At 43.7% G+C, this 25,775-nt stretch carries 18 protein-coding genes; 10 read left to right on the top strand and 8 right to left on the bottom strand.

Annotated features, from left to right (window positions below):
* Positions 1-88 precede the first annotated feature (88 nt).
* The 6 genes from cutA (at position 89) to ACROAE_RS09170 (ending at position 6,930) form a co-directional block, all read left to right on the top strand.
* On the top strand, positions 89-415 hold the full coding sequence (cutA, locus tag ACROAE_RS09195; RefSeq protein ID WP_432400987.1) for a divalent-cation tolerance protein CutA: 327 nt from the start codon (positions 89-91) through the stop codon (positions 413-415).
* Entirely contained in the window at positions 412-2,271 is a 1,860-nt protein-coding gene (locus tag ACROAE_RS09190) for a protein-disulfide reductase DsbD (protein WP_432400985.1), read from the top strand. The genes cutA and ACROAE_RS09190 overlap by 4 nt, the downstream gene beginning before the upstream one ends.
* A gap of 155 nt (positions 2,272-2,426) precedes the next feature.
* Positions 2,427-4,145: a cation:proton antiporter gene (locus ACROAE_RS09185; RefSeq protein WP_432400983.1), complete on the top strand. Its 1,719-nt coding sequence runs from the start codon at positions 2,427-2,429 to the stop codon at positions 4,143-4,145.
* 174 nt (positions 4,146-4,319) lie between these two features.
* The gene (gene galK, locus ACROAE_RS09180) at positions 4,320-5,462 is read left to right on the top strand and encodes a galactokinase (protein WP_432400981.1); all 1,143 of its coding nucleotides are present in this window, start codon (positions 4,320-4,322) and stop codon (positions 5,460-5,462) included.
* Positions 5,463-5,486: 24 nt separating this feature from the next.
* The gene (locus ACROAE_RS09175) at positions 5,487-6,527 is read left to right on the top strand and encodes an aldose epimerase family protein (RefSeq protein WP_432400979.1); all 1,041 of its coding nucleotides are present in this window, start codon (positions 5,487-5,489) and stop codon (positions 6,525-6,527) included.
* The gene (locus ACROAE_RS09170; RefSeq protein ID WP_432400977.1) at positions 6,517-6,930 is read left to right on the top strand and encodes a DUF2391 family protein; all 414 of its coding nucleotides are present in this window, start codon (positions 6,517-6,519) and stop codon (positions 6,928-6,930) included. The genes ACROAE_RS09175 and ACROAE_RS09170 overlap by 11 nt, the downstream gene beginning before the upstream one ends.
* 190 nt (positions 6,931-7,120) lie before the next feature.
* Here ACROAE_RS09170 and ACROAE_RS09165 read toward each other — a convergent pair whose 3' ends face one another.
* Entirely contained in the window at positions 7,121-7,561 is a 441-nt protein-coding gene (locus ACROAE_RS09165; RefSeq protein WP_432400975.1) for a hypothetical protein, read from the bottom strand.
* Positions 7,562-8,069: 508 nt separating this feature from the next.
* Positions 8,070-9,074 carry an NAD(P)H-quinone oxidoreductase gene (locus tag ACROAE_RS09160; RefSeq protein WP_432400973.1) on the bottom strand — a complete coding sequence of 335 codons (1,005 nt, stop codon included), beginning with the start codon at positions 9,072-9,074 and terminating at the stop codon, positions 8,070-8,072.
* 195 nt (positions 9,075-9,269) lie between these two features.
* Between ACROAE_RS09160 and ACROAE_RS09155 the strand changes: the two genes are divergently transcribed.
* From ACROAE_RS09155 to ACROAE_RS09145, 3 genes are all read left to right on the top strand, one after another.
* Positions 9,270-10,064: a substrate-binding periplasmic protein gene (locus tag ACROAE_RS09155; RefSeq protein ID WP_432400971.1), complete on the top strand. Its 795-nt coding sequence runs from the start codon at positions 9,270-9,272 to the stop codon at positions 10,062-10,064.
* Positions 10,065-10,233: 169 nt separating this feature from the next.
* Complete coding sequence (locus tag ACROAE_RS09150; protein WP_432400969.1) at positions 10,234-12,690, top strand: M1 family metallopeptidase; 2,457 nt, start codon at positions 10,234-10,236, stop codon at positions 12,688-12,690.
* Positions 12,687-13,205, top strand: coding sequence for a DUF6702 family protein (locus ACROAE_RS09145; RefSeq protein ID WP_432400967.1), 519 nt, complete (start codon positions 12,687-12,689; stop codon positions 13,203-13,205). Before ACROAE_RS09150 ends, ACROAE_RS09145 begins: the two co-directional genes overlap by 4 nt.
* A 99-nt stretch (positions 13,206-13,304) precedes the next feature.
* Here ACROAE_RS09145 and dauA read toward each other — a convergent pair whose 3' ends face one another.
* From dauA to ACROAE_RS09115, 6 genes are all read right to left on the bottom strand, one after another.
* Complete coding sequence (dauA, locus tag ACROAE_RS09140) at positions 13,305-15,029, bottom strand: C4-dicarboxylic acid transporter DauA (protein WP_432400965.1); 1,725 nt, start codon at positions 15,027-15,029, stop codon at positions 13,305-13,307.
* Between the two features lie 223 nt (positions 15,030-15,252).
* Complete coding sequence (locus ACROAE_RS09135) at positions 15,253-16,524, bottom strand: sensor histidine kinase (protein WP_432400963.1); 1,272 nt, start codon at positions 16,522-16,524, stop codon at positions 15,253-15,255.
* Entirely contained in the window at positions 16,524-17,210 is a 687-nt protein-coding gene (locus tag ACROAE_RS09130; protein ID WP_432400958.1) for a response regulator transcription factor, read from the bottom strand. Before ACROAE_RS09130 ends, ACROAE_RS09135 begins: the two co-directional genes overlap by 1 nt.
* Positions 17,211-17,228: 18 nt before the next feature.
* Positions 17,229-20,402, bottom strand: coding sequence for an efflux RND transporter permease subunit (locus ACROAE_RS09125; protein WP_432400956.1), 3,174 nt, complete (start codon positions 20,400-20,402; stop codon positions 17,229-17,231).
* A 2-nt stretch (positions 20,403-20,404) separates the two neighbouring features.
* A complete protein-coding gene (locus tag ACROAE_RS09120) occupies positions 20,405-21,610 on the bottom strand; it encodes an efflux RND transporter periplasmic adaptor subunit (RefSeq protein ID WP_432400954.1) in 1,206 nt (401 codons plus the stop codon).
* Positions 21,607-23,013, bottom strand: coding sequence for a TolC family protein (locus tag ACROAE_RS09115; RefSeq protein ID WP_432400952.1), 1,407 nt, complete (start codon positions 23,011-23,013; stop codon positions 21,607-21,609). The genes ACROAE_RS09120 and ACROAE_RS09115 overlap by 4 nt, the downstream gene beginning before the upstream one ends.
* A 390-nt stretch (positions 23,014-23,403) precedes the next feature.
* On the opposite strand from ACROAE_RS09115, the gene ACROAE_RS09110 reads away from it, so the two are divergent.
* Positions 23,404-25,761, top strand: coding sequence for a bifunctional diguanylate cyclase/phosphodiesterase (locus ACROAE_RS09110; protein WP_432400950.1), 2,358 nt, complete (start codon positions 23,404-23,406; stop codon positions 25,759-25,761).
* The last annotated feature ends 14 nt before the right edge of the window (positions 25,762-25,775 follow it).

The raw sequence follows: 25,775 nt of genomic DNA, 5'->3' as shown, positions 1-25,775 counted from the left end.
GTGTTTAGTGAAAATTCCGCGAAATAAGCGTAATGTGATGACGCTTTTAGTATAACGCCTTTAACTTAAGTAAACTTTAAGACTATATATGTATAAACCCAAGCAACTCGTGATTTTAACCACGTGTCCAGATGCCGAAACAGCAAAAACTATTGCCACGGCACTCGTTGAAAACCAATTGGCTGCTTGTGTGCAAATAGGCCAAGCCATAGAGTCTGTTTACTGTTGGAACAATGAAATTTGCCAGTCACAAGAAGTGCCATTGCAAATAAAATGCATGGCAGAACAGTATAATGCCATTGAGCAACTTGTGATCCAAATGCACCCTTATGAAGTACCTGAATTCATTGCCACTCCGATTATCGGTGGTTTTGGCCCTTATCTACAATGGATAAAAGACAACTCATTATCATGAAAAAAATCGTCGTATTCTGCCTCACATCATTGCTATTGATGTCATCAATCATCCTCTCGCCAACGGTACACAGTGCCAATAGCACGAGTAACACATTTAGCTTTTTAAGCAATGAACCCAAGCTGATGCCAGTGAAAGAGGCATTTGCGTTTGATTATGAGCAACAAGGTAATCAACTCAAAATCAGCTTTGTGATTGCCGACGGTTACTACTTATATCGCGATAAGTTGCAGTTTTCTGCGAATGGCGCGGTGATTGGAGATATTGAATTACCTCGCGGTAAAAACCATCACGATGAATATTTTGGCGACCAGGAAGTCTATTACTCGTTTGTAGAGATCCCAGTTGCGCTTAAGCAAGCTGACGCTGACGCGCTATTACAGGTGACGTTTATGGGTTGTGCTGAGGGCACATTATGCTATCCGCCAACCAAAAACGACGTCAAATTAACGGCTGTTGCTGATAACGACGGTAACATCGCCACCAAAAAAGTCATTGGTGCGCCAGAAGCAACGCAATCAGTTGCTGACACCGAAACGACAAAAGCACCCATTACTCAACAAGACACGCTTAACCAGATGCTGCAAAACGACAGCCTGCTATGGACCTTAGTGATCTTCTTTGGTTTAGGTATCGGTTTAGCGCTTACACCTTGTGTGTTTCCTATGTACCCAATTTTGTCGGGCATTATTGTTGGCCAAGGTAAAAAGCTGTCTACCGCTAAAGCCTTCACCTTATCAATGGCCTATGTGCAAGGCATGGCAATTACCTATTCTTTATTAGGATTAGTGGTTGCCTCAGCTGGGCTTAAGTTTCAAGCGGCGCTGCAGCACCCTGCCATTTTGATTTTCTTGGCAGTGATGTTTGTATTATTGAGCTTGTCGATGTTTGGCATGTACGATTTGAAACTGCCATCCAAGTGGCAAGAAAAAATGAATTCGATGTCGAACAACCAAAAAGGGGGCAACCTGATTGGCGTGTTCATGATGGGGGTGATTTCAGGCCTTGTCGCGTCACCTTGTACTACCGCGCCATTGTCTGGCGTGTTGATTTATGTGGCGCAGTCTGGCGACTTGCTGCAAGGCTTTTTAGCATTGTACGTTCTCAGTATGGGCATGGGCTTGCCGTTATTAGTGATTGGTACTTCTGGTGGTAAAATCTTACCGCGTGCAGGTGCCTGGATGGACATCATTAAAACCATATTCGGTTTCTTACTGATTTCGGTCTCTATTGTGATGGTGGGTCGTATTTGGCCTGGCCTAGTATCAGACTTATTGTGGTCGATATGGGGCGTGGCGCTAACCGGCTACTTAATGCACCAAAACAAACTCAGTGAATTTAACTGGAAACAAACCACCCGTGGCGTATTACTGTTGCTGACATTGTTAGCCAGTTTCTCGTATGGTTTCCAGGCGCTGATGACAGGTTTTGGCCACGAGACACCAAGCATTACTCAAGCGGGTATTGAGGGCAAAGGTAAAACCGAAGCCAATCACTTTATTCGCATTAAGTCGCTGGCTGATTTAAACCTCGAGCTCGATAAAGCCAGTATTAGCGGTAAAACCGTGATGTTAGATTTATACGCAGACTGGTGTGTTGCCTGTAAAGAGTTTGAGGCCATTACTTTTAAAGACAAAGAAGTGGCTAAACGTTTGGATCAAATGATTTTACTGCAAGCCGACGTTACCGCCAGTGATGACATTGATATTGAATTACTGGAACATTATGGCGTGCTGGGCTTACCCACGTTATTGATGTTTAACCAAGACGGCGAGCAACGTGAAGACTTACGCGTAACCGGGTTTATGGGCCCAAAAGACTTTGCCGCTCATCTTGATCTGTTATTAGCTAAATAAATTTTAAAATTAGCTAAATAGAATTTAAAAACTAATTAAAAACAGCATCTTTAATGACTAAAGATGCTGTTTTTTGTATTTACGACATTAAAGTCATCGAAAGTTACACTTTTTCTTATACAATGTGGTTTTGTATTCTTCATCCAAGGAGTTTTATGGAACCCGCTATTCTTATTATCACCTTATTGTGCGGCATGTTGGTGAGTCGAGTCGGTTTACCGCCACTCATTGGATATCTTGCCGCGGGCTTCGTATTATTCACTTTCGGCATAGAAGACAGCAGCTTACCTATTTTACAGCAACTCGCTGATTTGGGTGTCACCTTACTATTATTTTCGATTGGTCTTAAGCTCGATCTCAAAAGCCTGTTTAAAGCAGAAGTCTGGGCGGGCTCAAGCCTGCATTTAATCGGTTCTATCCTGTTTTTTGTGCCAATACTCAAACTATTGGGCTTTTTAGGCATAGAACAACTCGACGGATTTTCGATAAATCAACTGATGCTAGTGTCATTCGCACTGAGTTTTTCAAGTACCGTATTTGCGGTAAAAGTGCTTGAAGACAGCGGTGATATGCAGTCGCTTTATGGCCGTGTCGCAATTGGTATCTTGATTATGCAAGATATCTTTGCGGTGATATTTTTAACCATTTCTAAAGGTAATATCCCGTCAGTTTGGGCCTTTGGCTTATTGTTATTGCCTCTTGCTCGCCCGTTAATTTATAAAGTTTTCGACCGAGTTGGTCACGGTGAAATGCTGGTGCTCTTTGGCTTAGTCATGGCATTAGTTGTGGGTGCTTGGTTGTTTGAAGCCGTCGGTTTAAAACCCGATTTAGGCGCGCTTATTATCGGAATTTTACTGGCTGGACATGCTAAATCATCAGAGTTAGCCAAGTCGATTTACTTCTTTAAAGAACTATTCTTAGTCGCCTTCTTCTTAACCATTGGTTTAAATGGCCTCCCAACCTTAGCCGATATTGGTTTAGCGGCTATTTTAGTTGCGCTAGTGCCCGTTAAAATTGTGATGTTTTTATACTTACTCACTCGCTTTAAGTTACGTTCGCGCACCTCGTTGCTGGCCTCGTTTAACTTAGGTAACTACAGTGAGTTTGGCTTAATTGTCGCGGCAGTGGCGGCACATAAAGGTTGGTTACCACCAGAATGGCTGATCATTATTGCGGTGGCATTGAGTATTAGCTTTTTATTTGCTGCGCCACTTAATAATAGCGTCAGCAACATTTACCAACGTTATCAAGCCAGACTTAGCAAGCTTGAACGCCACCCATTACACCCAGAAGACCGACAAATCCGCATTGGCAACCCACGTTTTTTGATTTTGGGTATGGGCCGAATTGGTTCGGGTGCATACGATGAGTTACGCGCTAAATATACCGGTGAAATTTTAGGGATTGAGCACAAGCAAGAATTGGTGGATTTTCATCGCAACGAAGGGCGTAACGTCGTGCAAGGCGACGCCAGCGACACCGACTTTTGGGAAAAGCTTGAACGCGCGCCGCATTTAGAATTGGTACTACTGGCAATGCCGCATCATGTGGGTAATTTATTTGCAGTAGAACAACTACAAAAAATGAACTACGAAGGTAAGATTAGTGCCATTGTGCAATATGCTGAAGATGGCAACGCGCTCAAAGAATTGGGTGTGCACACAGTGTACAATTTATATGAGGCTGCGGGCGCCGGTTTTGTCGACCATGTGATCCATGAGCTATTGGATTCACCGCCAGAAATTGTGCCAGAATATGCCGCGGCTAATGTGGGCGAAAATGCAGTCGATAATGTAGATGAAAATGTGGCTGAAAATACAGCCGCAACAGATGATGCAGAGATTGAAGCGCAACAGATTAAGTCGCCATCATAAAACTAATCAACCTCAGCTCGGAATAATAAACGCCTACAAATTATTGTAGGCGTTTTTTGTTTGCGACACAGTATTTTCATTTTTGCTTCAGATAAGAAAATCTAAGTTACAGACACCGTAAAGTCATGCTATAACTCAAGGGTTCTTGTCACTTTTTGTTGGATTTTTTGAAGTATGTCAAACCCTGCTCAACGCGCGACTAAATTATTTGTTCAAACATTCGGCACCAAGCCTGACGAGTTATATCAAGCGCCTGGGCGAGTGAATATTATGGGTGAGCATACCGATTATAATGAAGGGCTTGCGCTGCCCGCGGCCATTAACTTTCATACTGTAATTGCGGTTAAACACCGCGACGACAATTTATTCCGCGCCGTCACCACAGCCTTTCCTGGGCAAATTGAACAATGGCATTTTGGTGAAGAAGGCCCTGTTGCTGCCGCGGATGATTGGACACATTACTTAAAAAGTGTCACGGCAGCCATGAATCAATCAGGCTTACAAGCCAAAGGGCTAGACCTAGCCATTGTCGGCGATGTACCACTTGGCGCTGGGTTGTCGTCGTCTGCGGCGTTAGAGATTGCTTTTGGCACAGCCATTAGTTATGCCAGTCAATTGCATTTATCGCCGTTAGCCATTGCCCAATTAGCCCAGCGCGGCGAAAGCCAATTTATGTGTTTAGACTGCGGCATGATGGACCAAATGATCAGCGCCCTGGCCGAACCCGACCACGCACTATTAATTGATTGCTTAGAACTTGAGAGCGAGCCGGTGTTATTACCCGAAGAGCTCAGTATGATTATTATCGACCTTAAACAAGGCCGACAAGCATTTGTCCAACAATTTGAACAACGTAAAAAAGAGTGTAGCCACATTACTCAATTGCTAGGGCTCGATTCGTTACGCGACTCTTCATTAAGTTTATTGAGCCAAAGTAAAGATCTGCTCAGCGAGGAACAATTCCGCCGAGCGCGTCATATCATTACTGAAAATCAACGCACCAGTAATGCCGCTCGCGCTTTACAACAAAACAATATTGCTCGCTTTAGCCAGTTGATGGCGCAGTCTCAAGCATCAATGCGTGATGACTTTGAGATTATCACTCCCGAAATAGACGCCTTAGTTACCCTGATTTCTACCTTAATAGGTGAACAAGGCGGTGTGCGCATGAGTGATGGCTGTGTACTGGCATTAGTGAACCATGACTTAAGCGACGATGTGATTAATTTAGTTGAGAATCAATTCTTTACTCAAACAGGAATTGAAGCAACCATTCACTTATGTTCAGCCAGTGGCGGTGCAGGACGCATCCGCTAAATTAACCAAAAGAGAGAGGCGTAAATGGTACGTTTTAGTGTGCTTGAACCTTGGCAAGATCCCCGTGGTGGAGAGATTGAACGGGTTAGAATTGATAATGGCATCATCGCACTTGAAGTATTAAGTCTAGGCGGCATCATTCGATCATTATGGACACCCGATCGAAATGGCGAACGTAAAAATATTGTTTTAGGCTGCGATAGCGCTGAAGACTATTTAGCCCAACAAGTCCATTTAGGCGCTGTTGCTGGGCGTTACAGTAATCGCATTGCTAATGGTGCAATGGAATATCAAGGCCAGCGCTACTCGTTGAGCGTCAATCAAGCCACCAACTGTTTACACGGTGGCGCTGAAGGCTTTAACCGTAAATTGTGGCAATTAGGCACCTTAAGTGACGGAGTGCGGTTAACCTTAAAAAGCCCAGACGGCGACATGGGGTTCCCGGGCAATTGCACTGTACAGCTAGACTACCGCTTAGTAGGCAATAACTTATATGTAGAAATGCTTGCTAGCACAGACAAAGCTTGCCCAATTAGCTTAACCCAACACAGTTACTTTAATTTAGACGGCAACCGCAGTGACACTAATACCGAGCACACTTTGCAAGTTGATGCTAAAACCTACCTCACCATGAATGATGTTGGCGTGCCGACCGCAATAGAATCTACTCAGGGCAGTGACTTAGACATGACTGTCGCCACGCCGATGTCAGTGCAAACTCAGCGTGCTGCTTTAGCCGCTACAAAAGGGTTTGATCACTGTTATGTTCTCGATAACCCAGGTGCTGATCTGCAACGCTTTGGCTGTTTAGCCAGCCCAAACAGCGGCCGGAGCATGACGGTTTACACTAACCAACCTGGGGTACAAGTGTACGGCGCTAACTTTTTACAAGGCACTGTTGCGAAAAAGCAGCGGGTATTAGCCGATCATCAAGCAGTATGTATTGAACCACAAATGCTGCCAGACTCGCCTAATCAACCACATTTACCGGGTGCTAGCAATGTGTGGATTACGCCAGAGAGCGTCTATCATCACATTACTCGTTATCAGTTCGATGCCAAGTAATCCGCCGGCAAAGCCCACCTTTAACACCGAAGATATTGGCCAAATTGCAGTCGGGGCTTTTGCCCTGTCTGTGCCCATTGCGTTTTCGGAAGAAGCGTGGCGACTATCGGCGAGTTTACCAACGTTAAACTTAGTGCTTGTGGTGTTTTTGTCGTTGGCGTTTATCACTCTATTTGCTTATCAGAGTGTGTTTCAAGGCAATATCATTACACGCAGGCGGGCTTTCTTTTTACGGGTGGTCGCAGCCTATTTATTGACATTAATCGTGGTCGCGATTGTGTTGTTAGCATTAAATAAACTGCCGCTATTAACAGAGCCTATCTTAGCGTTAAAGCGGATTATTTTAATCGCGATGCCCGCGTCAATGGGCGCGATCATTGTCGACAGTTTTGATAAAGAATAACCTACGCCTAAGTCTTAATGATTTAATGTAAACGCTTTAGTCTAGGCGCTTAAGTTTAGGGGCTTAGCCCAAAAAGAAACGGCATAAAGAATTAACATTCTTTATGCCGTTTTCATCAATGGGTATCGCAAGCTGATAAATCACTACTACACAATATGCTGCTATCAATAACAGCATATTATCCACGCGATTAATCGTCTACATTATCACCCATGTCATCAAAATCATCACTATCGTCGTCATCAGAGTCATCAAAATCTGGAATATCATCATCTGAATCTACAACTTCATCTGGCTCAACCACAGGTTTTGCTTTGCGAGGTGGTGCCGTATCTGGCACTTTTGACAAGTCTATCCGTGATTGGTGCTTTAACATAAACTCAGCACGTGCAGCTTTCCAAGCATCCCCAAACTCAGCCATAGCGGCTTTTGCTTGTTCGTCATCTAAGTCGTGTAAGTTAACTTTAACGATGTCTTCTACGAATTCAACAATCGTATTGCGCGTAGTATGAAACATATAAACGCGCCCAGGTGACGCTTGTGGTAGTTGATTATCATGAACCACGACAGTATTACCTTTCGATGTTCTTAATTCACCAAACCAAAGTTGTTTTTTTGCTGTGTTATACATATATGCTAACGCCCTTAAATCAACACATATACTCAAAATGATGCAAGGTAATGAGTTAAAACACCCTCATTCTGCACCACGATTATCTCTTCTGTATTTACGTGGGTATTTAAACAGAATATTTCTGAGAATCAATGCCTAAAACGATGAATTTTTCGCGCAACCGCATAAAAATGCCAATATTGGAAAAATTTGCCCAGATAAAGACCATTACCATTACTAAAAAAATGGTCTTTAAGCTACCTAACGATACGATTGAATTGCTACCGTTAGTTCACAACCCCAATTGAATTTTGCTCAACTGACTCACTACAATGTGACGTTGTGGGCTGCATTAGACCCTCTTAATAAACATTGATAACAGGACAATAGCTGAAATCAAACAGCCTTCAAGTTTTTTATCTAAAAAACCTTGTCAATATCGCATTATCTTTATCACGCTTTTATTCATCTCAATTCAGCACTTGCCCTAAGATATTACGACCTGGCCAAATTGAGATACGTAAATTTACGCCAATAAATCTAATACTATCTTACCTTTATGCTTACCCGACTCCATTAACTCATGTGCTTTTACTACCTGCGAAAACGGAAATACACTGTCGATTGGAATGTTCATTTTGCCGGCGTTTAATAACGGCCATACATGTTCAGCTAAGCCTTGGGCAATTTGTGCTTTATTTTCTACGCTTTGCGGGCGTAATGTCGACCCAGTCCACACCACTCGTTTAGCCATAATACGAAAAATATCTACAGTTGCCTGTGGGCCACGTTGCATGGCAACTGACACCATACGGCCGTCTGTCGCAATGGCTTTGAGGTTTTCATTGATAAAGTCACCTCCGGCAATGTCCATAATGACATTAACGCCAACACCCTCTGTAGCCGCTAATATCGGCTCAACAAATTGTTGTTCATTATAATTAATCGCAGCACTGGCACCTTGATCTAAACAATATTGGCATTTTTCATCGCTGCCAGAAGTTGCAAAGACTTTTGCGCCTAAACGACTTGCCATTTGAATTGCAGTAGTACCGATACCGCCAGAACCGCCGTGGATCAATACCGTTTCACCCGCTTTAAGTCCGCCGCGAATAAACAAGTTACCCCACACAGTAAAAAAGGTTTCTGGTAATGCGGCTGCCTGCACATAACTGTAACCCGTCGGAATAGGTAAACAATGTGCTGCGTATGTATTCACTAACTCGGCATAGCCGCCACCTGGCACTAACGCACACACTTTGTCGCCCACTTGCCACTGAGTAACATCGTCTGCCACGGCAACAATTTCACCGGCGACTTCTAACCCTATAATCGGGCTGGCATCTGCTGGCGGTGGATAAGCACCAACGCGCTGTTTAATGTCAGGGCCATTGACTCCAGCAGCATGCACCTTAATCGTCACCTGGCCTTTTGTTGGCATGGCAAGCGTTGATTGGGTCATGGTCATCACACTGGGTTCGCCAGGCTGCTCAACCATTACATGGGTAAATTGTCTATTTACTGTCGCCATAAAAATATCACCTTGGTTAATTGTTACCAAAAGGTAACTTTGATTAATAGTCTGTTACTGGTACTGGTTGCCTGTTCACAAAATAGGCATATTTGTTAGCAAAACATAAAGTAGTATCTTTTTTAATCAAAAAAGATTGCCTATACACTTTAAACCATTACTATACCCGCCCGTTCAAGTCATGGAGCACAATAGTTGTTTAAGTACCTGTTGATACTACTGTCGCTAATCAGTATTCACGCCCATGCAACGCCAATCCGTATTGCGTCGGATATTTGGTGCCCTTATATCTGTGAAAATGAAACGGGTTATGTTGTTGAGCTAACAAAACGCGCCTTTGAAATTCAAGGACAAACAACTGTATTTGTGACTATTCCTTATAAACGTGCCCTTATTGAGCTGCAACGACACAATATTGATGCGGTACTGGCATTAACGCCTAGTGCCATTGCCAACAATCAACTCATCGACGCGAATGTTATTATCGGCTATAACAGCAATGACTTTTATACCCTCATTGGTAAAGACGAGTCGTTTGAAACCATTGCCGATCTGAACCAAACTTCACAAGCAGCGGCAGTCAGTGGCTACGACTATGGCGTTGAACTTGATGCCTGGCTAAACGCTCATCCAAATACCTACTTTGCCTCGGGTAACGATCCGTTAGCGATGAATATTATTCGATTAGTAAAGGGTCGGCACTCGGTTATTGTCGACAACAAAAATGTCATTGAGTACACCGCAAGTCAATTAAACTTAAGTCAACACTTGCGCTATGCTGGCACCATTGGCCAGCCAGTGCCGTTACATGTGGGCTTTAGTCAGCAAAACCAGGCCAATGCGACCCTTTTTGCTAACGGCATTGAAATGCTAAAAGCAAATGGTGAGTATCAAGAAATAATTAACAAATACAAAATCTTACCTGGTATTACAGCGAATAAAGCGCGACATAAGCGCTTACGAAAATTTCTGCCTGCCATAAATCAGTGATACTCCCTGTTTATTGGGCACACAAAAATCCGCTTTAAAAGTGCAAACTTTCGTAACATTATTTCTCTGTATATTCACTTCAACTTAGTTACACTCTGGCCACAAAAAATACAATAAATCATCATTTTGGCAATATTGGCACTGGCTCGCTGGCGTCAAAGGAGTGTTTATGCGCGTGTATCGTCAACTGCTCGTCTTGGCACTGACCAGTTCAGCAATGTTTACCAGTTCGGCTTCAGAAATCGTCCAAAGTAAGGGCCACTTTGTCGATAAATTTCGCCAACTTGAAGAAAGCCTCCCTACCCCAAATGATTACCGCAATGCAGCAGGCGAACCAGGTAAAGAGTATTGGCAACAGCAAGTTGACTACAAAATTAATGTCACATTAGATGAAGAAAAGCGTCGTATTGAAGGTGAACAAGTGATTACTTATCACAATAACTCTCCGTATACGCTTAAATATCTATGGTTACAGCTAGAGCAAAACCGCTTTAAATCAGATTCAATTGCTGAGCGAAGCAGTGCTTTTTATGGGGTTGATGGTAGCGTAAGTGCCACCAACACTTATGGTGATAATGCATTTGCAAAAATCAGCCTGCAAGACTTACGACGCCAACAGTTTTTAGCCGATAACAACTTGGGCTATCAGATTGCTGCTGTGACCGACGCCAACAAAAAACCGCTCAAGTACACCATCGTCGGTGCTCAAATGCGAGTCGACTTACCCACGGCATTACGTCAAAACCAATCAACTCAATTGCGCATTAACTACGGCTACAATATTTTGGAAGAAGACGCTGTTGGGGCTCGTTCGGGTTATGAACACTTTCCTGACGATGACCGCAAAGGTGGCAACGACATTTTCTTGTTAGCACAGTGGTTTCCGCGAGTAGCCAGTTATTCAGATTACGAAGCGTGGCACAACAAAGAGTTTTTAGGCAGCGGTGAATTTACTCTCGAGTTTGGTAATTACGATGTGAGTATGACCGTGCCGAGTGACCATATCGTCACAGCCACAGGCGTATTACAAAATAGCAAAAAAGTGTTGTCTTCAGAGCAACTTAAACGTTTAGAAAAAGCTAAAACCGCTGAAAAGCCAGTGTTTATAGTATCGGCAGATGAAGCTCTCGCCAATGAGTCGAGCGCGGCTACAGGCAGTAAAACCTGGCACTTTACAGCCGACAATGTTCGCGATTTTGCATGGGCATCATCGCGTAAATTTATATGGGACGCTCAAGGTTATCAGCAAAAAGACAGTAATAATCCGCACGTAATGGCAATGTCGTTTTACCCAAAAGAAGGTGGCGAACTGTGGCAGCGCTATTCAACAGCGTCAGTGATTCACACCCTTAAGGTCTATTCGCGCTTTACCTTCGACTATCCCTACCCTGCAGCCATTAGCGTTAATGGTCCTGTCGGCGGCATGGAATATCCAATGATCAGCTTTAATGGTCCTCGTACCATTTGGCACGACGATGACAGCCGTACTTATACCTTGTCGGAAAAACAATTCTTAATCGGCGTGGTGATCCACGAAGTCGGTCATAACTATTTTCCGATGATTGTGAATTCAGACGAGCGCCAATGGACCTGGATGGATGAAGGCATCAACAGCTTTTTAGACGGTATTGCGACTCGCGAATGGGACCCTAAACTGTCTTGGGGACGTGAGCCAAGTGATGTGATTGAATACATGAAGTCTAACGTGCAAGTGCCGATTATGACGCAGTCAGACAGTGTGTTGCAACTTGGCCCTAATGCCTATATTAAACCTGCTGTTGCGCTCAATATTTTGCGTGAAGTGATATTAGGCCGTGAATTATTTGATTTCGCCTTTCAAGAATACAGCCAGCGTTGGATGAACAAACGCCCAACACCAAGCGACTTTTTCCGTACCATGGAAGAAGCCTCTGGGGTTGATTTAGATTGGTTTTTCCGAGGTTGGTTTTACAGCACCGATCATGTTGATATTTCGTTAGACCGCATTTATAAACTGCGTTTAGACAGCAACAATCCAGACATTGATTTTGAGCGCCGCCGCCAAGATTATCAAGGTAAACCCATGCCTTATTCGGTAGAACGTAATCAACAAAGTGGTCAAAAAAGCTGGGTTGAACTGAACTCAGACAACCTTGATTATCATGACCAAAATGATCAATTTAGCGTCACCAATAAAGAACGCAACAAGTACAACAAAAAACACGCCGAACTCGACGAATGGGAACAACAAGTACTCGCTCGAGCCATTAAAGAAGATAAAAACTATTACGTCTTTAACTTTGCTAATCTCGGCGGCCTCGTGATGCCCATTTTACTCGAGCTAACCTTTGAGAATGGCAACACAGAATCATTGGTTTTACCTGCTGAAATTTGGCGCCGCTCCCCCTTTGAAGTCAGTAAACTCATTGTGACCGACAAAGACAATGTTTTAGTGTCGGCGGTGGTCGATCGTCGCGGTGAAACGGCCGATGTCGATATTGAAAATAACTATTATCCACGCCAAATTATCCCTTCACGTATCGAAGCCTTTAAAGAAGAAGAGCGTAAGGGCAATCAGTATCGCGATATTATGCATGACAACAAAGAAGCGCTTAAAGAACCCGAGATTAAGGTGAAAAAGAAGTGATACGTCAATTAACCTTACTATTAATCAGTATTGTGAGTTTGGGTTTCTTTACAGGAGAAGCTCTTGCCCACCAGCAAAAAGAAGCTTACACCAGTATTGTGTTCAATCAGCGCAGTGGCATGCTTGAAATCCAACATCGATTTTATTTACACGATGCTGAGCATGCCGCCCAGCAAGTGATCGATAAAAACACGGATTTGATCAGCGATCCGGTTGGTCGTGATGCCTTTGCTTATTACGCTATTTCGACCTTTTCAATGCAAGACCAAAAACAGCAACCGCTCACGCTGACTTATGTTGGCACCGAGTTAGAAGGTAAGTATTTGTGGGTGTATCAAGAAACCCCGATAACTGTAGATATGGATGGGTTTTACCTAAAAATGACTGCGCTACAAGAACTGTGGTCAGAACAAACTAACCACATTAATGTAGAGCGCAATAAACGTGTCACTTCAGCAAGGCTGCATATTGCTGATTCGTGGCATTATATTGAAGTCGTTAAACCTGCCAAATAACTAAATCTATTCAATAGATAGCACTTCTGCGCTGTGGATCGTTATAACGGCTCCTGTAAGTTTACTTATAGGGGCTGTTAAGTTTACTTATAGGGGCTGTTAAGTTTTCACTACATCATCGAGTGCATCGGTGAGTGTTGAATACGTCACACAATGTACGCCATCGGGTTTAAAGCCGGCTTTTGCCAAGGTTTTAAGTGGCTGAAATTGAAAATCAGCTAACAGTACCCGGGTATTATCGTGCTTACATTTAGCGATATATTTGTATAACGCCGCTACACCACCCGAATCTAAAATAGACACCCCGTCAAAATACAACACCACACCATCTTGTTCAGCACTTAAATGTACCAACTCACCAAATACCCCATCAGCAGCGGCAAAAAATAATGGTCCGTTGATTTTAAATACTTTCCAGCGCGGCGGTAGTTCTACATGAACATGCTTTTTCTGCTCGCTAATGTCTTGTACCTTGGTCATGTCGGCCACTTGTTTCATAAACAATAACGATGCCAAAATAATCCCAGCGCTGATCGCTATCACCATGTCGAAAAAGATGGTCAATAATAAACACACCATTAATACCAGCACTTCACTGGCAGGGGCTTTTTTGATTAAGTGAATAATCTTGGGCGCTTCGCTCATGTTCCACGCCACCATGATAAGCAATGCAGACATCCCCGCCATTGGGATATACGCCAAAATGGTACTCAACGATAATAAAGACACCAATACCACCAGCGCGTGGATCATTGCGGCAATGGGGCTCACTGCACCGGATTTATAATTGGCTGCCGACCGAGCGATCGCTGCAGTGGCCGTAATCCCGCCAAAAAATGGGGCAATAATATTGCCGATACCCTGGCCTAATAACTCACTATTGGCACTGTGCTTTTTACCTGACATACCATCTAGCACCACAGCGCACAGTAACGATTCAATGGCCCCTAACATGGCAATAGCAAATGCGGCAGACAATAAGTCACTGACCAGTTGCCAAGTGAATACCAGCGGCGTTTCGCCCATTTGTGCCCGCAGCCAAGGCCACTCAAAATCGGGCAGCATTGACGGTATACCGGCACCGATAGAGCCGTCGGCTAAGGTAAAACTGAAGGTTGAGCCTATCGTCGACACATGAAACCCTAACAGGTTTAACATCAAAGCCACCACACTCGCCGCCACCACTGCGGGCAAATGAGCGGGTATGTTTATCTTGAGTTTAGGCCACAAAATAAACACCACTAAGGTGCTTATCCCCACCAGCATCGTCGGCCCGGAAAACCCAGGAATTTCTTGTATTAACGTGGCAACTTTACCCACAAAGCTCTCTGGCATGTCAGTAATGTTTAAACCAAAGAAGTCTTTAACTTGCAATACCGCGATAACCACCGCTATACCACCAGTAAAACCTAACGTGACTGACTCCGGAATATATTGAATAAAGCGTCCTAAGCGAAATAACGCCATAACGATTAACATCAACCCTGACAAAATGCTGGCAAGCAGTAATCCAGACAAACCATATTGATGCACGATAGGATAGAGGATCACCACAAATGCGGCTGTCGGCCCAGACACGCTATAACGCGAGCCACCGGTGAGCGGAATAACAAACCCGGCAATAATGGCGGTATATAAGCCGTACTGCGGTGCCACGCCAATAGCGATCGCCAGCGCCATGGCTAACGGGATAGCAATAATACCGACGGTAAGGCCAGCTAATAAATCTTTAGACAATGCAGTAACACTGTAGGGATTGTCTTTTAGTGATTCTCGGAGCGCGTGCCCGATACGGAGAGAAAATAAATGTGTGCGGTATTTCATTGCAGCGATCCCATAACCTAGTACGGCGTCAAGATACCCCTCATTATAGACCGATTGTTTCACAGCACAATCGAATTAAGTTAACACTTGATGATAATTTAATTATCATCACATTATAATAAAAAATCCTATAATCCGATGTACTAGTCCTCCGCATAGAGACAATAAAAAAGCCACTGAAGTGGCTTTAGGAAATCATGCTGTAAAACAAGTGGCGACCAACTTAATAACGGCCACTTTTATGACAAAAATCAACGGATACTTTACGGCCCCGATTGGTTTCAATGTTTTGATATGGCCAATCATATTGAGTGATCAAACGCGTGGTGAGCTCAAGCCCTAAACCAAAGCCTAAATCTTCACTGCTGTTGGCGTGCGATTCACACTGATTGATAATACTCACCGATGCAGCTGACTGCTCAATAGTGACCGACCCTTCTAACGTATGTTGAAACGCATTACGAATAAGATTGGTCATGATAATCCGGCATAACGTGCTTGGGAGTTGTTGCGCTGACTCATCTGTATTGATGTGAATTTCAATATTTTTGCCATGGGTTAAATACGTTAAATCTTGCACTAATTGACGGATCAGTAGCCCTAGGTGAACCTCATTTAGCGGTAAGCTTTTACCTTCACGCCGATTTAGCCACAATAACGTTTCAGTTAAATCTGTCATTGTGATGCCAGCACGTTCAATCCGCTCAACGACCAGTGCTTGTTTTTCAGCACTCGCGCCTTTGCTTATTAATTTTTGCAGTAGCTCGGTATTGGTACGAATAACCGCTATAGGCGTGCGCAACTCATGGCTGGCATAACTTAAAAACTGTTGCTCGCGCGCTAAGCTGTCTTGCACCGTGCTTAAACTGGTTTTAATGATGGAGGCTAAGGTATTAAGCTCGCTGTAGTGAAAGTCTGGCGTAGACAACTCAAGCTGTTGAGTATTGAGGCCTTTGGCCCAATTTTTGAGCCTTTCTATTGGCAACGTAACACGGCGCATCACCAAAATCAGCACTACAGCAAAGGCAATAATGCCTAATATTGCCGTTAGCAAAATGATTAAAAAATATGGCGGACCATTTCGCTTAAAGGCACCTATTTTACTGCGTTCAAATACCGTTGACACAAAACGTATTTCATTATCGTGTTGAACTTTCATTACAAAATAACCGGCATCAGGTGGGGTGATTAAGTTACCGCCGACAATAGCCTTATTCAGTACATTTAATTCTGTTGGTGGCTCAAGCATAATTTGGCGCACTTTTTCGGGTAGATCTTGCCAACGACTGGCGACTGTAAATGATTCAAACTGATAGGGCTTTGCGTCTGATACATTTTGTTGCTGGCCCTGGGCATACATTGATACTCGCAAAGACGCATCCATGCCCGAGATAAAATAGTGCAGGCTTAATGCAGACAAAATCAAAATGGTACTGATACCCGTAATCAACATTGCCAATAATATATAAAGCCGAATGCTAGGGATTATTTTCATTATGAATGGCTTTCCTTTATCGCAAAACCGTAACCGCTGATGGTGTGCAATAACTTGTGCTCATGCTCGGCATCGACTTGCTTACGCAAATTAAAAATGTGTACTTTTAAGCTGTTACTGTCGGGTTGTTCATCGCCCCATACCGTTTGCATTAACTTTTCCCGCGACACAGGGTTCGGGCTGGCTCGCATGAGTACGGTTAAAATTTTCAATGCGGTCGGCGACAGTTTTAATTCGATATTGTTACGAAAAGCCTGTTTTTGCTGTACATCAACGGTTAAATCGGCCAGCGCTAAACGCTGCACCTGGCCACTGCGCCGACGGGCTAATACCTTAACTCTGACAATGAGCTCTTCCATGGCAAAGGGTTTCACTAAGTAATCATCTGTACCATTGGCGAAACCGCTGAGTTTATCGTCTAGCGTGTCACGCGCCGTTAGCATTAATACCGGAACATCAATACCTTGAGCGCGTAATGACTCACACACCTGCAAACCGTTCATTTTAGGTAAATTTAAATCCAGAATCACCGCGTCATAATGATTCTGTTGAATTAAATGAAGTCCTGCCAGGCCATTTGCACTGTGATCACACAAAATGTCTTCTAGCTCAAAATACTCAATAACCGCTGTAGCGAGGTCAAGATCGTCTTCGACCAGTAACAATTGCAACTTATCCATTGTCATCAAGCGGGCTCCTTAGTGTTATGCTGGCGCAGTTTCGTCATTATTAGGGCGTAACTTATTCATTATACGAGTGATAAAGTCTTTTGTTTCACACTGAATCAACAACAGTGACGGGGTTAAAATCAAGGTGATCACTGTGGCAAACAAAATACCATAACCCAGCGCCGCTGCCGCAGGAATTAAGAACTGCGCTTGCAATGAGGTTTCACCTAATAATGGAGCTAACCCCGCAAACGTGGTAACCGATGTTAGCAACACGGCACGAAGTCGTCCGGTGCATGACTCAACAATGGCATCGTGTACCGACAAGCCTTCTTCTTTAATCAATTCATTAAAGCGTGACACCAATAATAGGCTGTCGTTGACCACCACACCACTGAGCGCCAATATACCATTTAACGATAAAATACTGATGGTTAAGTCGTTCCACCAATGACCTAAAATCGCCCCAACAATACCAAATGGAATCGCGGTCATGATAATAACAGGTTGCACATATGACCTAAGCGGCACGGCCAGCAAAGCATAGATAGCGATTAACGCGAGCACAAACATAGACTCAATAGAGCTCGTGGTTTCTGCCTGTTGTTCTGCTTCACCAGCAAAGTTAAAGCTTACCCCTGGATATTGCACTTCAAGCTGCGGGACTAACGACTGCTTTAATTGACTCACTAACTCATTGGAAGCAATTTTATCTTTGTCTAACACCGCACTGATATACACGGCGCGTTGGCTGTCTATGCGGGTAATATTCGAGGGTTGATAATCATTAATGATTGTTGCCACATTGCTTAATGGCACTATGGTTCCGTCGCTGGTACGCACATTAGCAAGCTTAATATCACCGATGGTTTGGCGGTCTTCATCAGGATAACGAACACGGACTTTAACCTCGTCTTTACCACGTTGAAAACGCTGAACGACACCACCGCCAAACGACTGCAGTATTTGAGCCGATAAGCTTTCGGTATCAAATCCTAGGGCGCGACCTTGTGAAGTTAATTCAAAACGATATTGTGGCTCACCTAGGTCTAGGTTGTTATCAATACCACTGACGCCGTCCATGGTTTCAATTGCCGCTTTTAACGCTTGGCCGGCAGCAAAAACTGATTCGGTATCGCTGGCCTTAATCTCAACTTTAAAATTATCGAGCATTTCTTTTTTCGCTAATACTTTAAGCTTTTTGACTCCTTCCATTTGGCCAACGGCCTCAGTCCATTTAAGGGTAAATGCTTTTAGCGTATATGGGCTATTAGGGGCTAACTCAACTTGCACCTGGCCTGAGCTACTGCTGCTGGCCAACACATGTAGGCTTGTTAAATAACTGTCCTTACCCTCACTATCACTCGATTCGGTAGATGATTGCGCTGAAAGCTGTGCATCAACATCTTTTGCCGCGCGCTCTAAGGTGGTTAAATTTTTATAGGTTTGACCAAAACTGGCATCATTTTGCATTGAAAAATCAGCCACGGCAGTATCACCGGTAATATCAGGGAAGAATGCCACTCTCACGCTGCCAGTTATCGGCATGCCGGCCACCATAATAAACATCGCGATAAACACCATAAGAACGGCATAGCGAAAACGCAGGGCAAACTCAATTAATGGCTGGTAAATCACTCGGCTAAACCACTTTAAACTGCTGTCTGCTGCATGTTGAAGATGGTTAAACCATGATTTCTTGGCGCGCTTTTTAGTATCGATATGAGCTAAATGTGACGGCAGAATAAACTTAGACTCTACCAGCGATAACATTAAGCAAATCGCCACTACCGTACCAAACTGGGCATAAATCTGCCCTAAACGCCCTTCCACATTGGCTAATGCCACAAACGCCACCACAGTGGTTAACACACCAAAAATAGTTGGCGTCGCGACTTTTAACGTACCTTTAATGGTGTTATCGATGTTGTCGCCGTATTTTTGTCTGGTGCTATACACGCTCTCACCGACCACTACCGCGTCATCCACCACGATCCCCAGGGCCATAATAAAACCAAAGGTGGTCATTTCGTTCAGGGTTAAGCCGGCAAAATTGTTGGTCATGAAAAACAAGGTGCCAAAGAACACAAACGGCAAACCTGCTGCCACCCAAAATGCCACGCGAAGGTTTAAAAATAACGCCAAAATAATAAACACTAACGCAATACCGCTTAGGGCGTTTTTAACTAATAGGCTTAAACGTTCGGTGATCATGGTGCTTTTGTCATACCACGAGGCAATACTGACATTCTCGGGCAATGCACTCGAGTTACGCCACTTTTCAACCACCTGTTTAGCTTGCTCAACAATATCAACGATGTCGCCGCTCTCATCCATAACAATCTGAATCGCGCTTGAGTTGGCATTGTTATAACGCGACAACACAAAGGTGTCGTCGGCAAAACCGTCTTTTACCGTGGCGATATCGCCTAAGGTTATTAACGAACCCTGGCTGTTTGTAATGATTGGCAAAGCCATAAAGTCTTGTTGTTGATATGCCTGATCTGACACTTTTAAACGCACGGTTTTATCGTCGTTGTATAAGCTGGTCGAAATGGATGTCGCCGATTCAGCATTAATCGCGCTGGCCACTGTGGCAAGCGTTAACCCATAGGCTTGTAACTTAGCTTCATCAACTTCAATCGAAATCATGGGCTCAGCTTTGGCTTTAATCTCAAGGTCATGAATCGCATCCTGGCTGAGTAAATCTGACTTTAATTGCTCGGCTAATGCCTGCAATGTTGCGCGGTCAGCATCGCCATAAATCTCAATCCACAATGCATGGTCTTGCATGCGCATTTTATCGATAACGGGATTTTCAGCTTCGCTTGGAAAGTTATAAATTGCGTCGACATTGGTTTTAATGTCGGTGAGTAAGGTGTCTAAATCATACGAGCTGGTTTTCTCAATCATCACACTACTGCCATTGGCATTAGAGGTTGAGGTGATGCGCTTAATGCCTGGTACGGTTTCTAGGGCATCTTCAATTTTGATTGCGATACCTTCTTCGGCTAATACCGGATCGCCACTGTCGTATGTGACAGACACGGTGACATTATCTGGCTCTAAACTCGGAAAAGCCTCTTTACGCAGGCTATTAAGCGAGAACAAACCCACGATAATCATGCTAATAAGCAATAAGTTAGCGGCCACTGAATTTCTGGCAAACCAGGCAATTGCCCCTGTGTGTGTTGATTGAGGAACAGACATGACTATACCTCTTCCTTAGCAAGCACTTTGGTGCCGACTTTAAAGTGACTTAACGGGCGTTTTACAATTTGCATTGTGGCTGGCATACCCTGTTTCGTGGTTAAAGGCATCACGTATACGAAACCGGCTTTTTCAAAGGCAATCGTGACAGCTGACTTAGCGAGTAGGCTATGTTCGTCAACAAACCAAATGTCGCCTTGTTGCGAAATAGCCGATGAAGGTAATTGCCATAAATTCTCTAATGACTTGCCGTTTATCTGCGCTTTAACAAAGGTACCTGGATACAAATCAGTTTGCTGTGCCAGCGGGTTGTCGACCACCACCACTAATGAACGTTGACGACTCGCTTGGGTTAAATGCTGCTCTACCCGCTCAATATAACCTTGCCATTGATTTAGACCATCGGTGCTTTGTAACGTCACACTCCAGGGAGTTTTGGCTAACTGGTCGTTATCAAATGCAGGTAAGTTTTTCCATTGCTGCTCAGACAAAGGGACGTTGATTTCAACTTCAGCCACACTGTATAAGGTGCCAAGTTGGGTGCCCGTTTGCACATAACTGCCAGGTTGAATATCACGGCTAATAATCAGCGCATCAAATGGGGCGGTAATTTGGGTATAAGCCACATCTTGTTGGGCTTTTTTGAGCCCAAGTTTGGCATTATCCAATGCGGCTTTGGCCTGGGCTAATTGCGGGGTACGCAATACCAGCGGTGATGCTGGCTCGCCAGATAAACCTGAGCGCAACCACTCCGCCTTAGCTTGCTCGCCTTGGCGTTGCTCTTCTAATAAATCGAGTTCAGCTTGCGCTAGGTCGGTTTGCGCTTGAGTTAATGCTTGCTGATAACTGGTGTCATTGATTTGGCCCAGTACCGTGCCTTTTTCGATCACCTGGCCTGACTCAAATTGACGATTTAGCTCAATCACCTTACCGTTCACTTCAGCACTTAAGGTGAGCTCAAAGCGTGGTCTTGCTTCACCAAAACCTATCACTTCTGCCTGGTATTCCTGGCCATTAACGGACACTACTCCTACTTGAGGTAATAGCGTTGCTGGTGCACTTTTTTCAAGGGGCTTAGCCGGAGTTTCCGCTGTGGGTGCTTTTTGATTAGGCCCTGGCGGCATTTTAGAGGCGGTATAACCTAATGCTGCAAAAATGCTGCCCACAGATAAAACAGTGACAATAACGTTCATACGGTTAAGTTTCATGCGGATACCCCTAGACCTAATGCCAGGCCTAAATCAATGCGGTTAACAAGACGGTTATAAATAGTGGTGGCAAGCTGCGCTTCAATATCATAGGTTTGCTGCTGCACTGTGAGTAGGTCAAAAATATCAACCAAACCCTGACGATACTTTTCTTCGTAACTCACAAAACTACGCTGAGCACTCATTTGTGCCTCGGTTAAATATTGTTGTTGTTTGGCAAGGGAATACTCTTGACCAACGGTGTTTTCAACTTCGTTTACGGCGTTGAGTAAGGTGTCTTGATAAACCCAGTAACGCTGCTCCGTGGTTAAGCGAGCCAATTCGGCTTGCGATTTCAATTTTCCACCTTGAAATAACGGTGCAGATAACTGCCCAAGCACACTCCATAGCGGGCCGGTGAGTAATGCATCACTTGGCGACTCTGCCATGTCGGTTAAGCTGGCAGATAAACTGATCGACGGTAACATCGCTTTATAAGCAGCGTCGGTGCGTAATGATTCTGCTTCAATATTATAAAATGCCGTTTTAATGTCTGGGCGGCGGCCAAGATTTTGCTCACCAAGTACACTAATTGGATTGATCACTGCCGGAAATTTCGCTGCAACATCTGCCGCTAAATCCTTGCCAGTCCACTGCCCGGTTAATAAAGTTAAATCACGTTTACTTTGCGCAAGTTGCTCCTGGTAGCTCACCAATGTTGCACGAGTGCTAGCTGCGCTGGTATTGGCGTTATCAAGGTCTTCTAAACTGCCTAAGCCCACCCGATAGCGCGCCATAATCAATGCCTGGTTGTTTTCGAGTACCGCTAAACGTTGCGTTTCAATCGCCACTAATTGTTGCTGTAGGCTAATGTCTAACCAACTGCGCATCACATTGGCAACCACTAAATCTTTGGCACTTTGTAAACTGGCTTGTGAACTGGCAATGTCTTTTAGCGCAGCATTACTGCTGTCGGCGATTTTTTGCCATAAATCCAGTTCCCAACTGACGGTAATGTCAGTGGTGTAGCTGTCGTCACTGTCTTCTGTTTTTGAGCCGCTAAAGCCCGCATCTACCGATGGTAAACGGCTTGCAGAGGTAATACCGTGCTGGGCATACGCCATATTTAACGCCACAACGCTTTGTTGCAAACTGGGATTATTTTGCAGTGCTGCCGTGATAAAACGCTGTAATTCAGGCACATTGACCAGATCGGTCAAATTCGCCACTGCAACGACTGAGGATGTAGAGGTATCATCAGCCTTTGATTCAGCCAATAACTGCGCCAATAAACGTTGGCTAACATCGGCCTCCGTTTTGCTCGCTTGGTCACTATAATTGGCATAGTCAACGCTGCTGCAACCCAAAAGGCTCGACACCATCAGCGCAAGCATGACATTACGTACCGCAGGTTTTACCATCATCAACCGCCTCTCCAAAACATGTGTATGACACAATAATGGAACAAGTGTACTGATGAGCTGGTTAAGGAGGGGTTAAGATGGATGTTGTCGCTCATCTCTGATCGAGTTTTTTCGAGTTAAAACATGTTAACTGAAGCGAATTGATTACGGCCTATTAACCAAAGCAATGATTGATTCGCGGAGTCACATTTAACCATTTGTATGTAGGTCTGAGCGATGAAAGTTAGAGGTGCTATATCTATTTACTGAAAGACAAATTGTCACTCACAATTTTAAACCTTTCATTGTAATATTTATTATATTGGATTTTTAACCTATTCTATTAAAACAGATTATCAATGCCCTCAACCATTAGGTTAATTAGATGGTTGTTCCCAAGGAAGACGTCGTATGGCGATAGCGCAAAATCAAACTATTACTAGCAGTATGGGGCGTTGGATGCTTTACGCCATGGCTGCACTGTTGATATTTGTGGGTGTCTGCTTTCTGTGGATTTCGAGCCATTTAATCAATTCACGCTTCGATAATTTTGACGCTAAATTTTACGAGCAACAACTGATGCGGGTTAACGGTGTATTTGAACAAAACAACCAGGCATTTGAATCAAGCTTAATTGATTACGCCCACTGGAATGACACCGAACAATTTGTACTCGGTAATAACCCGACTTATATCGAAGATAACTATACTTCTGAAGCACTGGATAATATCCAAGTAAATGGCTTTATCATTACTCATTTAGATGGCAGCGTAGTGTCTGCGCCATTAGTGACACAAGCAGAAAACTTAGTACCAATGCCTGAAATTTTATGGGCAATACTGCAACCTGTTATACCGTCGCTTATGTCACCCACACAAACAACAGTAACCAGCAAAATCATTTGGCACAATAACGTCGGAATTATGATATCTGGCGTTGCGATTACCAACACGTTCAAAAATACTCCATCAAGCGGTTATTTATTTTTTATCCGAATTCTTAATGAGTCGTTTTTGAATGGTTTGCGAGAGTTAACCCTTGTGCCTTTTAAGTTAATCAAAAGTTCATCAAGCCCGCAGTCGATATCTTCAGTCGTACGGCAAAATAATGATGGAGATAATCAATGGTTAGCGACTAAATCGTTAATCGGCTTAGCGGCAAAAACACAAGTACAAGGTGGTACACACCTTCAGGCTGAACGAGATCTCACCTTTAATTTATTATTATTTAGTGTGCTGGGTTTAACACTGATTTCACTTATTGGTAATTATTGGATTGTACATTTTAAGGTATTAAACCGACTGCGTATATTTTCAAGACTTGCTGACCAATATAGACAAGAGTCGCATTCAACCATTCGCTGGCTGGTAAAAGGCCATGATGAATTAGATAACCTCGCACAATCTCTTAATGAATTTATTGCAGAGGTAGAAGTACGACATGAAGATTTACATCACCTTGCTCACCATGACCCACTAACCGGTATTGGCAATCGACGTCTATTACAGGCAAAGCTAGACATTTACATGCATCAACATGAGCTCACGCCCCATTTTTCCAGTACGTTGCTGTTACTCGATCTTGATGGCTTTAAACTGCTTAATGATGGTTTAGGGCACTCTGCTGGAGATCATATTCTTAAGTTAATAGCCCAAAGAATGACTTCTCAAGTACGAATAGATGACACTGTAGTGCGTTTAGGCGGTGATGAATTTGCTATTTTATTAGAAGGTACCGATCCCGATGGTGCTCACCTATTTGCGGAACACTTACTCAAACATATTGCAGAACCTTTTGAGTATGAGGGTCATAAACTAAACCTACAGGCATCAATCGGACTCGCTCCGCTCAAATATGCGCTATCTAAAGAAGATGTTATTCGCAATGCCGATCTCGCCATGTATGAAGCGAAACGCAGAGGAAAAAACCAAGCTGTCGTCTTTAAAATTAACTTCCTTGATATCGTCTCTCGCCGTATGCAGCTTGAACAAGCATTGCGAGAAGCATTAAATGAACAAGAGTTAGACATTTGGTATCAGCCTATCATTGATGCAAGGAACGGCGGTATTATCGGCCTAGAAGCGTTATCTCGTTGGAAATTATGCAGCGAATTTATCCCGCCCGATGAATTTATTAGTATTGCAGAAACATCAGGGATGATTACAAAACTAGGACAGCAAGTATTTGATAAGGTTGGCGCTGAGCTGCAAGCACTGCGTATTGATTACCCGGAACTGCAATGTAATGTCAATTTATCACTGAGGCAGTTTAGGGATTCAGATCTAACAAAAGATATTATGCAATGCATTGAGAAGTACCATTTACCGCCTTCTGCACTGCATTTAGAGCTGACTGAAAGTATGATTGCTGAATCAGAAACCGAAATATTGCCCACCATGCAAAATTTAGTAAAGCATGGGTTTAAATTTCATTTAGATGACTTCGGCAAAGGATACTCGTCACTTGAACGCCTAAAAAGCTTGCCTTTTGACACCTTAAAAATTGATCGTAGCTTTGTTGTCCCTCTTGGGCAAAATGATCACGTTATGGTGAAAAATATTATTAATATCGGCCATGAATTAGGCATGAACTTAATTGCTGAAGGTGTAGAAACAGAAGTTGAAGTTAACAAACTCCTGCAACTAGGTTGTCATCAAATTCAAGGTTATTATTTTGCTCGTCCTATGCCTCTAGATGACTTAAAAGTCTGGCTGGTAGACAACAAAATACAGCAACTGTCTGCACACACATCAATAAAAGAGGATTAAAAAGATAGTGCTAG

The organism is Shewanella sp. MF05960, from assembly GCF_050849305.1.
Taxonomy (GTDB): domain Bacteria; phylum Pseudomonadota; class Gammaproteobacteria; order Enterobacterales; family Shewanellaceae; genus Shewanella.
Note: the sequence above shows the minus strand (reverse complement) of the source record. Positions and strands in the feature narration are given on the sequence as shown.